The organism is Pontibacter sp. GD7 (assembly GCF_058216375.1).
Genome location: NZ_JBYZMP010000001.1, coordinates 609,651 through 620,960, shown reverse-complemented (window position 1 = coordinate 620,960; position 11,310 = coordinate 609,651). Strand labels below are relative to the sequence as shown.

At 43.7% G+C, this 11,310-nt stretch carries 10 protein-coding genes and 1 tRNA gene; 5 read left to right on the top strand and 6 right to left on the bottom strand.

Annotated elements, in window-relative coordinates:
* The first annotated feature begins 54 nt into the window (after nt 1-54).
* Together AC4BAP_RS02655 and AC4BAP_RS02650 are read left to right on the top strand one after the other, a co-directional pair.
* Nucleotides 55-1,287, top strand: coding sequence for a Pycsar system effector family protein (locus tag AC4BAP_RS02655; RefSeq protein ID WP_490581060.1), 1,233 nt, complete (start codon nt 55-57; stop codon nt 1,285-1,287).
* 60 nt (nt 1,288-1,347) lie between these two features.
* Nucleotides 1,348-1,419 (top strand) — tRNA-Arg (locus AC4BAP_RS02650).
* Between the two features lie 972 nt (nt 1,420-2,391).
* Here AC4BAP_RS02650 and AC4BAP_RS02645 read toward each other — a convergent pair.
* A complete protein-coding gene (locus AC4BAP_RS02645; protein WP_490581059.1) occupies nt 2,392-5,166 on the bottom strand; it encodes a BT4734/BF3469 family protein in 2,775 nt (924 codons plus the stop codon).
* A gap of 9 nt (nt 5,167-5,175) precedes the next feature.
* Nucleotides 5,176-5,472, bottom strand: coding sequence for a hypothetical protein (locus tag AC4BAP_RS02640; RefSeq protein WP_490581058.1), 297 nt, complete (start codon nt 5,470-5,472; stop codon nt 5,176-5,178).
* Between the two features lie 175 nt (nt 5,473-5,647).
* Here AC4BAP_RS02640 and AC4BAP_RS02635 point away from each other — a divergent pair, with 175 nt between their 5' ends.
* Together AC4BAP_RS02635 and AC4BAP_RS02630 are read left to right on the top strand one after the other, a co-directional pair.
* Nucleotides 5,648-6,229 (top strand): hypothetical protein, encoded by a 582-nt coding sequence (locus AC4BAP_RS02635; RefSeq protein ID WP_490581057.1) that lies wholly within the window; start codon nt 5,648-5,650, stop codon nt 6,227-6,229.
* Nucleotides 6,230-6,240: 11 nt separating this feature from the next.
* Nucleotides 6,241-6,459 carry a hypothetical protein gene (locus AC4BAP_RS02630; RefSeq protein WP_490581056.1) on the top strand — a complete coding sequence of 73 codons (219 nt, stop codon included), beginning with the start codon at nt 6,241-6,243 and terminating at the stop codon, nt 6,457-6,459.
* Nucleotides 6,460-6,944: 485 nt separating this feature from the next.
* Here the strand turns inward: AC4BAP_RS02630 and AC4BAP_RS02625 are convergent, their stop codons facing one another.
* Entirely contained in the window at nt 6,945-8,396 is a 1,452-nt protein-coding gene (locus tag AC4BAP_RS02625) for a phage integrase SAM-like domain-containing protein (protein ID WP_490581055.1), read from the bottom strand.
* Between the two features lie 397 nt (nt 8,397-8,793).
* Between AC4BAP_RS02625 and AC4BAP_RS02620 the strand changes: the two genes are divergently transcribed.
* On the top strand, nt 8,794-9,147 hold the full coding sequence (locus AC4BAP_RS02620; protein WP_490581054.1) for a hypothetical protein: 354 nt from the start codon (nt 8,794-8,796) through the stop codon (nt 9,145-9,147).
* Between the two features lie 68 nt (nt 9,148-9,215).
* On the opposite strand, the gene AC4BAP_RS02615 is transcribed toward AC4BAP_RS02620, so the two are convergent.
* The 3 genes from AC4BAP_RS02615 to AC4BAP_RS02605 form a co-directional block, all read right to left on the bottom strand.
* Nucleotides 9,216-9,629 carry a DUF4890 domain-containing protein gene (locus AC4BAP_RS02615; protein ID WP_490581053.1) on the bottom strand — a complete coding sequence of 138 codons (414 nt, stop codon included), beginning with the start codon at nt 9,627-9,629 and terminating at the stop codon, nt 9,216-9,218.
* Nucleotides 9,630-9,741: 112 nt separating this feature from the next.
* A complete protein-coding gene (locus AC4BAP_RS02610) occupies nt 9,742-10,767 on the bottom strand; it encodes an alkaline phosphatase D family protein (protein ID WP_490581052.1) in 1,026 nt (341 codons plus the stop codon).
* 136 nt (nt 10,768-10,903) lie between these two features.
* Nucleotides 10,904-11,275: a T9SS type A sorting domain-containing protein gene (locus tag AC4BAP_RS02605; protein WP_490581051.1), complete on the bottom strand. Its 372-nt coding sequence runs from the start codon at nt 11,273-11,275 to the stop codon at nt 10,904-10,906.
* Nucleotides 11,276-11,310 lie beyond the last annotated feature (35 nt).

The following is an 11,310-nucleotide window of genomic DNA, read 5'->3' as shown; positions in this document are numbered from 1 at the left end:
CGCTACCCTTTCGGTAAAGCTTACTGTGAGCAGCATGGCAACATACAATGCACTATGAGAGAACAAAACATTGTTAAACAAGCAGGTGAATTTGTTTTTAAACTGTTCAAGGATAGGCTTTCCAAAAAGCTTGTTTACCATAACTATAAGCATACTTACGAAACAGTTGCAGAGGCCGAAGATCTGGGCAAGCGCACCGAGCTCGGAGAAGAGGAATTACAGGACCTGATCTTGGCCGCATGGTTTCATGATGCTGGCTACGTAGACACTTACGCCGACCACGAGGACGCCAGTGTAGAGATTGCCCAGGCCTGGTTAAAAGAGCATGGTTACCCGGAAGACCGCATTGCTGGCATCTGCGATATTATCATGTCTACGAAGCACGACCGGAAGCCAGAGGGACTGCTGCAGGAGCTGCTCGTAGATGCCGACATGTCTAACATTGGCAAAGAAACCTTTTTTGCTACTGCCGAGTTGCTGCGCGTGGAATGGGAAATCTTTAAAGACAAGTTCTTTACAGACAGAGAGTGGGCACAGTTTCAAATAGACTTCCTGCTGTCTACCACGTTCCATACGGTGCAGGCACAGCGCAAATTTGCGGGGCAGCTGGGGCTAAACATACAGGAACAGCGCAAAAGGCTGCAAAAGGAGGTTAAGAAGAAAAAGAAACAGGAGAAAAAGCACCGCGAAACACTGGCTCAGCCCAAGCGTGGTATCGAAACCATGTTTCGCAACACCTATCGTACGCACCTTAACCTAAGCGCCATAGCCGATAACAAGGCTAACATGATGATCAGCCTGAATGCCATTATCCTGTCGGTTATCATTACCTATTTAAGTGCCAAAACCTCTGCCACAGGCAGCGAGTTTGCACAGCATCGCACCCTGCTGATACCAGTAGGCACACTGGTGCTTACTACACTTGGCTCAGTTATTTTTGCCATTATCTCGGCACAGCCCGAGATCACCAGCTTCTCTTTTAAAAAAGACAAGATGAATAGCCGTAAAATAAACCTGCTCTTCTTCGGCAACTTTACAAACCTGCCGCTGGAGGACTTTCAGAGCGGCATGCACGACATTATGCGCGACAAGAAATCGCTTTACAACAACATGATAACCGACATCTATTACCTGGGTGAGGTACTGAACAGGAAGTATAAGATACTGCGCATCTCATACACTATTTTTATGGTGGGACTGGTGCTTACGGTTATTGCCTTTGCCATAGCGGTGCTGTACTACGGACCTGATACTATTCAGAATGGAGAGGCCGCCTTTTTACAATAATCCGGAATGCTTTGCACAGAAGTATAAACTAGTTAAATTTGCTTTGTTGCCGATAGGCACGGCCCTGTAGTTCAATGGATAGAATAGAAGTTTCCTAAACTTTTGATTCAGGTTCGATTCCTGGCAGGGCTACTAAGAGACTGTGACACAACACGTTACAGTCTTTTTTATTGCCTGTTGTGGTGTGGATAAATGAAAAGTGGCTAACAAAAGTGGCTAACATTTTCTAAATCGGTTGGTTTTCCCTCTCTTTTTTAGTAGGTTTTCATGTGGTTTTTTCGGGGTTATTTGAGGTTTGTATAGTGGCTACCTTTGTGTAAAAAGTACCATAAGGTAGTGTAGATGAGTGACACGGGTATGCTGTGTCAGATTTTGGACGCGTGGGTGTGTTTACCTAGATAAATGAGGGGATGACTGGTACGCAACCGAAACACCCTACAATACCGGGTAAAGGTATGGTAGAGTTTGATTGTAATGTAGATAAGGTGGGTAAGTTGTGCATAACTCGAACAACTTTATAAATTTATTTTGATTTCCTGTTCGTATCTTTGGGTATGTCTACTAAAAAGACAAAGGCTGTGAAGAGGTCACAGCCTTTATCCCGGTGTAAGTGTCGATACTTCTCATTAAGGACACTTACTGGCGTGGTGGTTATGTTGACGCATATACCCCCACTAATTCTTTCCTATTACAGCCTATACCAAGTGTTGACGCACTAACGGTATAGACCCTTAACAACTAAGCACATGCCTTTTAGGTGTGTGCTTTTTTAGTTATAGTGATTACAGCTACGAAAGTAACAACGATTATAGCTATGATTTTCACTACGATAGTAATACTAATAGTAACACTAAAAGTTGCTACAAATGTAGCAAATGTTAACCCAAATGCAAACCAAAGTATAACCAAAGTATAACCAAAGTATAAACAGGATAAAAAGCAAGTTAGGCTACTTTTTAGACATGTTGTAGATACTTTCGGTGGTAGCGGTGGTGTAGTGGTTGATGTTATTGTTGTTAATCCTCCTTATAAAAGTGCCTAAAAGAGGCGATAAGTTTCTTATATAATAGATTTTTATCACCCTTTTTAGGCACTCTTCAAAGTCTAAAACAAACTGTCTGACACGTTAGTGTTTACCGGGTCTTTCCTCTTTATCAGGTCAACGTGTCTTATCTTCCCGGTTATCATGTAGTGCATCTTGTTCTTGCTTCTATCAAAGGTATAGATAACACCTAGACTAGATTCTATGTAGTTCTTGTCTCCCATTGTGAATCCACACTTCGTTATAATCTCCCGTAACTCCTTACCGGAATACGTGGTGTTAACCTGCACATGACGTTCAAGATTTACTAAGCATTGGTAGTTGAGGTACACGGTATCTTTAACAGCGTACCCGGCTTTCACCTCTTTAGATGCTAGCAGGTACGTTACCCTGCTTTCGTATAGTTCGAACGCTGTCTGGGATGTCAACAACTTCATGTTGTCCCGTATATCCTGTTCCGGCATGTATTGGTTAAGGAATCTATAGCGTTTCTCTAATTCCGTTGTCTCTTTGTTCGTTGACTGGTTAAAGATGTATGTGCCGTTCAACATGTCCTCAATCTTCTTTTCGGTTGCTGCCCTTCGTTCCTTGCTGCCGTTCCTTGCTACCTTCTTTAGCTTCTTCACCTCTTCTTCGTTTATGGTCACAGCGTCCGGTGTAACATCGGTAAAGTTGAACAGGTTAAGGTAGTGTTTCAGGATTCTAACGTTGCTGGCTATGTTGGCATTCAGGGTCAGGTACTGGTTATACAACAGACTGAAAGTGTCTACAACGTACTCTCCTTCATTATCCTGAAACACCAAGTCCATACCCTTTACTATCCGGTCAGCCTCTAAGAAGTTAAAGCTAATATCTTTATCCTGTTGCTTCTCTCTCGCCTTCTCTAGTCGCATCTTTTCAAGTTGTATCCGGTCTAACAGGGCGGTGTTATCCGTTAAATATAACTGTCCTAGCTTACCTGAATGTACTATCCGTATTTCGGGGTTATTCTTTCGGAAACGCGCGGTAAACTGTACGTAGTCGATTAAATCTGTGCGTCTGCCATACGTTATAACCACCTCTCTATCTACTGTGTTAATGTTTACACCTGCCTGTATAACACACGTAGTCAACAACACATCATAGCCTATTAAACTGCTATCCTCGCTTATGTTCTTGTACGCTGGCTTGTCCTTGTTGTCCCGGCTAACGTAGGCTACGTTATAGCCCTTATCTGTCAGGTAGGTGTATAGGGTATCCAGTGTCTTTTTGTTGTTCAGGTAGAATACATTCAGCTTACCCCGCTGTATGGAGTTAACAAAATAGTCCTTGTCTGTCACACCCTCTTCTAAGGTCACTATCTGATACTCGTAATTGAATCTATTAGCCTTGTCAAATGTCAACAGGTTCTCTTTGCAGTAACGCCCCTGTAAGGTCAGGATAGACCCGGATAGGTAAATCACATAGTCGTACCTGCTAAGGTTGCGTTGTATGTCCTGAATCGTTTTAGCTTTAAAGCCATAATCAGATACTAAAGAATGTGCCTCGTCTATCACTAGCAACCGGGCTTTACGGGGTTCCAGTTTGTTTACGCGGTTATAGCAACATGCCAACACGTTAGCCTCCAACAGTTCAGCGTCTATACTCTTCTTTCCGGTCACGGTGGCTATATCTCTTTGCTGTTCAACTAGTGCCGTAGTGGGCATCAGCACATCCGTTTTCAGGTTCAGGTCTTTCGCTATCTCCTTTATCAAAGTGGTCTTGCCTGCCCCGGTTGGTGCGTTAATATAAATAATCCGTTTATCCTGTAACTCCTTTATGATAAACTCTTTTTGTTCTGTCAGGTAGTCCGTTATCTGGTAAGGGTTTGTTGTGGCTACGGTGTTGGCTTTCACCTCTTCGTATGCGTTGTGGTATCGTTTCCAGTTATAGGCAAGTATACTTGGGATGGTCTTTGGGGTGTAATCGCTGGTATAGTCTCCGTTTACATACTCTAATACTTCTGTCAGGCATTCGTTATAGCCAACATGAAAGCGTTTAAGGCTGCATACATCCATTAAAAAACCGTCTCGCTTTGTCGGCTTCCATCCTTTGCCTTTAGCCTCTAGCTGTTCTACAAAGCTTTTAAAGATGGCTTTAACGCTGTCTGTGTTTACCGCCTCATAGTCTACTATATCCACCTCTACACCACTAGTTTTATCATTTACAAGGTGTTGGTATCTTTCTATCACATCCTTACTAGGTATGTGCCCGGTGTTGTTGTAGTAAACGTGTGGGTCATGTCCTAAATAACATAACCGGGTAACATCTACACATTGCATGTCTAAGGGTAGGTTAAACATTTCTTTAAAGTAGTGTTCAAAGCATCTGTATAACAGGGTATGTTCACTCTCTTTGCAGTCTGTGTATACAAATAGCTTTAACCCGTTACCGGACGGTGACTTGAAGAGTAACACCGTAGGTTCCCAAGCCTTCAACGCTTGGTAGGCTGCGTTAACCTCATCTGTGGTTAGCTTGTCAAAGTCAAAGCCTATTATCTGGGTATACACCTTGTCTCCTTTTACCGACCTGCTACCCTCAAAATCTGCCGACACGGAAAAGCTAGGTAACGACTTCTTGATGTACTGGCTTTCCTCTTTGGTGTGGGTGCGTATGTAGTCTATCTTTTGTTTGATGTCTTCAACACCGTGTACACCGCCCCCGGCTTTGATGGCTTCGTAAATCTGTTTGATGGTTAGGGAGTGGCTTCTTTTGTAGACCGCATCCGGGTTAAGGTCGCATAGCCCCCGGTTAACGTTGCGGTAAATGCTTATGCTTCTTTCTTCATAAGGTTTGTTGTTTAGAATGTGTTGTGTCATGTGTATAGATTAGTTTTTATTTTCAGTGGGTAGTTCTTCACCCCAATTCGGTAAGGCTTTGAGGTGGGTCGGGTTGGTCTCGCTGTAAATCTCCCCGGTCAGGATTTTGGACAAGGTGTAACGGCTAACGTTGTACTTTCCCATTACCTCTTCCCATTTCATCAATCGGTTAAGGATAAGGTGTCGCATCTGTTCCGCTTGTTCAAAGGTAAATTTCACCGTGTGGTACCCCCTCTCTTTTTTGGTGGCTAACTGTTTGGCTACCATAGCCTTTTTGGTTTCTTCTGTCCAGTTTTTTGTTGTCATAATAGGTCTTTGTTTTTCTTATCAGTGTAAAGTAATTAGGCGCAGTTTGTTTATGATTTATAGACAGGATTTTGAAAAAGTTTTAAAAAAAATGTGACTTTTTTCATCCCTTTTTCATAAACAAATCCCCGGTATTCTCTTTACACTGTCAAGAAAACAAACAGGAATACTAGACATGAAAGAGTTTATAACCGATGCTTACACAGCAGCACAGAAAGACATAACAGTACTGGCGCAGCATACCAACAGCGTTATTCAACAGCTAGACAAGGCTGTGTTGAAAGCGATTGAGGGTAAGACCCTACACGAAATAGGGATAGAGGATATACCAATGGTGTTGAAGACCGGGAAAGTGCAGCACATCCCAACGTTTACAGAACTGTTAGCCGTTGGCGTGGATTTGAGACAACAGGTACAGTTAACCGACAAGGAACAAGCCGATATTGAACAGCTTTACACGCTGGTACAGTCAACCGATAGCAGGTACAGACAATGTGTGCAGGTGGTAAAGGGTAAGGCTATCGTAAACGCTATGGGTCTAACCTACATGGATAGCCTGAAAATTAAGATGAATAAAAAGGAGTACGAGTTATGGTGTAGAATACAGGCTGTCCGGGACTTCATTGTTAAGGACATGGACAACAAGTGGATGTTGTACTCCCTGTTCAGAGACAACCTAGTGAACAGCTACGCGCAGCATGACTACATCCCGATGTCGGAGTACATGGAGTTGATACGAAAGCATACACAACAATAAAAGGAAAGACTATGAAAACAAACGAGGTATTACACGACATTATCAGCAAGTATAACAGGCAAGTATTGAAAGCCAACGGTGTAGATACTGGTATCCGGTGTCGTTACACCTTTAGCTGTTCCGGTGCTGAAAGGGACAAGATAGAACAGCTAACACAAGACTATAACATGAATCTGTCCGAGTTGGTGCGGTATGCCCTACACCACCTTGCAGATGCATTAAAAGAGTAGTGTTTCCATAGGTTAGGGTGTACGGTGCTGGTTCTTCACTTCCATGTTGTCCAGTACCTACACCCGAAACCAAACGGTGTATTATTCTGCTGTAAAAAGGGTAAACGGTGCTGTCAGGAACGCCAAGCCGGACAACACCGCCTTTTTATAAAATATTTACCCTAACCCGGTAAAACTTACCGAGGGAACGAGGTATAAGTAATATATAGATTATGTGATTTAGAATGTGTATAATAGATACGGGGTAGCCACATGGTTACCCTTTATCACTAGAGAGATTCCAGTATTAATGATTGTTTATTTTTACAGTAAGGGGTAGCCAAGTGGTTACCCTTTGTTGTTTCCCTTAGCACGAATATTAGAGGGTATATTTTAGGACAAAAGCAGGTTGTAAATAGAATATTTTTGAGTGCCTAAAAGAGGTGATAAGTTTCTTATATAATAGATTTTATGCACCTCTTTTAGGCACTCTAATACATCCGAGGTTAGAACGTAAACCCGGCTGCTATCTCTTTGTTGATGTCTGTTGACCTGTTAACCTGAATACCCTCTAAATACTTCTGTGTTACCTGTAAGCCTCCCGTGTGCCCTAGGCTTATACCGATGTCGTACACGTCAATACCCTTTAGCTTCATCAGGTAGGCGTAGCTGTGCCGGGATAGGTGGGATTTTAAAACAGTGTCTATCTTAACCTTTGCCTGTAGGTCTTTCAGGTGTCGGTTATACACTACACTCTTATTCTTTAAGGTCTTGTACTGTTCCGGGGTTATCTTGGAAAAGTCGTTCTTTTTGATGTTGCTAAAATCAACGTCTTGCAGGAAGTCAAAAATAAACCTGTCCTTAAAGTCTTTGTGTTGGGCTATAAAACTGATAGACCCCTTATAGGTTGAAAAAAGTTGTTTCTTGGTCAACTCAACATCCTGTAGTATCGGTGCGTCTATCATTTCAGACGTAACCATTTCAACACCGTGTCCTATGCCTTCCTCATTCCTTAGATAAAGGGTTGCCTGTCTTTGCAGGTCTTGTAGTTCGGCTTCCAGCTTTACAATATCTTTAAGTATTATACCCTCCTTTGCTGCTAATTTCTTGAACTGGTAAGTAAGGATGTGCCACACCAAATCATTAACATACACGGTCATATCGGTTCCGGTCTTTAACATCTTGTAGTGTATCTCACCGCCTTTTAACATGTTCCAGCGTAGTAGCTGCAAGTCAGATACACGCATCCCCTGTAGAAAGATTTGGGTTAAGAACTTGTTCCGCGTGTCGTATAATGGGTCGGTCTCTTCTATCCTACACTTTAAAATTTTTTTTATCTCTTCCCCGGTCAAAACATCTTTTTTCAGCTTCGTGTTTTTAAACTCCAAGCCTAGGAACGGGTGACGCAGGTAGGTGTAAAAGTTTTCGGCTATAGCCTTGTCCAGTACTTGCCGTATCAACTTTAAGTAGTGGTTGGTGGTGTTGTCACTACATTTTTTTAAAGTAAAGTTCTTTAGCTGGTGTACTAGGTTAGAATCTATCTCACTAAACAGGATGTCCTTTTTCTTCCTGTCATCCCGGAACGCCTTTAGCTTGTTCAGTATCATCTGATACTTGATGTGTGTACCGGGTTCGCTTTCCTTACGCGGTAGGTATTCGTTCTCAAAATAAGAGATAAAGGATAGCTTGTTGGTCGGGTTCGGGGTATACCCTTCCTGCCCGGTGTAGGTCTCCAACTCTTTTATCTTGTCCCTTATCTTGTTGTTGATGTCTTCGTAGTCTAACTCCTTTGTCTTTCGTACCTCACATGCTTTCTCATTCCACAACCGTACCGGGATTTTGATTTTCAAAGAGACATGCGAGGGTACACGGTTAGCTGTTACGCGGATGTTTATTATCCCTTCCTTGTCTGTCTTGTTCTTTGTCCTTAGCACAGGTTTATAGGTCTTGTCTGTCATGTTAGCTACTTTTCAAAAATCGGGTCCGGTGTATGAAAGGGGATATAGGGTCGGGTCTCGTTTCCGTACAAATAATGACCCCTACCACACATCAAAGATAGCAAATATTTTAAGAGTGGCTAACAAAGTGGCTAACATTTTAATATAACGATAGAAATACGTAAAAATACTATATACTACATATAACTGATTTACAGCATAGTTATAAATTTTATAATAGTATAAAATAGTGAATTTGTGACTAGAAGTTTCCTAAACTTTAGATCCAGGTTCGATTCCTGGCAGGGCCACCAACATCCTCTCACAATACCTTTACTGCAATAGCCTGTTATATATTTTGATAAGCCGTTAGGTTTATGTAACTTATACCTATATATATAGGTACACTTACCTTAACATGAGGATACTTCTACTGTCAGGGATCATAATCTCTTTACTTGCAACTTCCTGTAGCCAAAACGGCCGCGAAACCATGGAGCAGGATTCGTCGGAGGCTACCATGGCAAGCGAGACAGGCACCAGTGTTCCGCTACCGGAAGATGTGCTGTATGCCACCAAGCCCCTTATCAACGGCGAAATGTATTCCCGCCCCGATTTCGAAAGCCCTGCGCTTGCCTCTTTCGACACTACCCAAAGTATACATATCCTGGACTCTACCAACGCTATTTTTGTGTACGCCAGGATAAAAAAAGACACTGCGCTACTAACAGGCTATGTGCCTAAAACCATACTCCCAGAGAAAATAAAATAACAAGCATACAAACTATAAAGCCCCGCCAGACACAATCCGGCGGGGCATTCTGATGTTACAGGGCTTGCTTAATTAGCGCCTCTCCTTCTGCCTTGTGGCCGCTGGCCTTGTTGCCCCTGCTGGTTCTGCTGGTTTTGCAGCATGGCCTCATACTTTTGTGCCTGCTCCTGGGTTAGTATGGCTTTTATGGCGGCTTCGCGTTCTGCACGCATGCTTCTCATCTTTTCCATTTTAACCTGGCGGTCCATGGTCTGGTCGTTGCGCAGTGCCATCACAGCCTCTCTGGAGTTATGGTTTACCTCTTGTATCCTGGCCACCTGCTCGGCAGTAAGACTCAAATGTTTGGTTAAGCGCTCTATTTGCTGCGCCTCCATTTCCTGCTGGTTGGCTGGCCCCTGCTGCTGCCCCTGCGCCATAGCCCCTACCGATAGCAAGCCGAAAGCCGCTACAAAAAACGCTTTAATAATGATGCTCTGTTTCATAGATCTGATCCGTTTTAGTTTTCACTTTGACGCCACACACCCCCAAAAGTTAAATGCAGCCATAAAAAAAGCGACTCTGTTTCCAAAGTCGCTTCTATGCCTATAATCTGTTCTAATATGTAGCGGTGTGCTCTAGCAGTGTTTCGTTATTTTTGCCTTTTATGCGCATGTCTACCTTTACCTTATCGCCCATCCAATCAAAATTGAGCACCCCGAAGTTCAGTTGCTTGATAAGGTTGCCAACACGGTATTTGTTTGGTTCTATGGCATCGCCGCTATACACGTGGGTAAGGCCGCTGCTGGTAATCTCGTAAAGCGGGTAACCCAGGCCGGGTACCGTGGTTTTGGATATCTCAGCAATATGGCGGTCACCGCTTAGAAGTATAACCCCTTTGGCTTTGGAAGCTGCAATAACATCCAGGAGGCGCTTACGTGCTTTCGGGAAATTGGCCCACTTTTCGAAAACCTGCTCTTCCGGCAGCATCTGTATGCCGTTGCCTATCAGGTTAATGTCGGCATCGCTGTTACGCAGTTCCTGTTCCAGCCAGCGCCATTGTGTTTCGCCAAGTATATCGCCGGTGTAATTCGTCTGGTATACTCTGTTTATCCGGGCAAGTGAGTCGCGGTGGTAGCGGCTGTCCAGTAGAATTACCTTTACCCGCTTGCCTTTTGGCCCATAGGTGTGGGCACTGTATACACCCTCCTGTTTCCGGCGAGGGCTGTTGGCCGGCTCACCTATAAAATCCCAGAACAGCCTGGCACTTTCCTCTTTCATTTCATACTCTTTACCAGCATCGTTCTTACCATAATCATGGTCGTCCCATACGCCAATGATGTCGGCGGTGGCCTTTAGTTTCTGGTACCCCGGCTCTGCCTGCACCATGTTATACTTGCGCTGCAGCACGGCCATGGTATCGGAGTCGCCGTAAATATTGTCGCCGAGCCATACCCATACTTGTGGGTTGGTTTGCACAATAGGCTCCCAAAGCGGCTGTGGCAGATCTTCGCGGTTACAGGACCCGAAGGCAATTGTGGTAAGCGGCGTTTCGGTCTCAGATGTGGCTACTGGTTTTTGGCAGGCGCCAAGTATAAGTAGCACCATTGCCGGCAGCCAGGCCGGAGTATGTTTAAAATTCATGGGTAGGGGTTGATGTTTTTGCAAATATAGTGAACACAGGTTGTCGGCTGCTGCCTGGTGTATAAGGATTTTGTTAAATCGAAAAGCGGCAGCCCCTTTTCAGGAACTGCCGCCTCTTGTCACGAGTCTATATCCATTACTTTATCACTACTCTTCTCACAGAACTATAACCGTCTGTTTCGAGCTTCACGTAATAAAGTCCTTTTGCTTTACCAGAAAGGTCTATTGTTTTTGTAAACTGACCTTCGCCGCGGGTTAACGTTTCACGGTAAATCTCGTTACCGATAACGTTTATGATGCGCAACTCAGCCTTTTTAGCAGGCAGGTTGGCAACAGAAATCGTAAAAACGCCATTACTCGGGTTAGGATAAATGGCCAGCTCTTCATCGGGACTTACCTGCAGCGCTTTTTCGTTTTCCTGCACTGGCCCAGCCGTATTTGTTCTGGCCTGTGCCTGCGCCAAAAGCACTGTAGAAATCGTAAAGAGCGTAAGTATAAGTTTTTTCATCTATGTCAATTAAATTCTTTTTCAAAAATACAAAA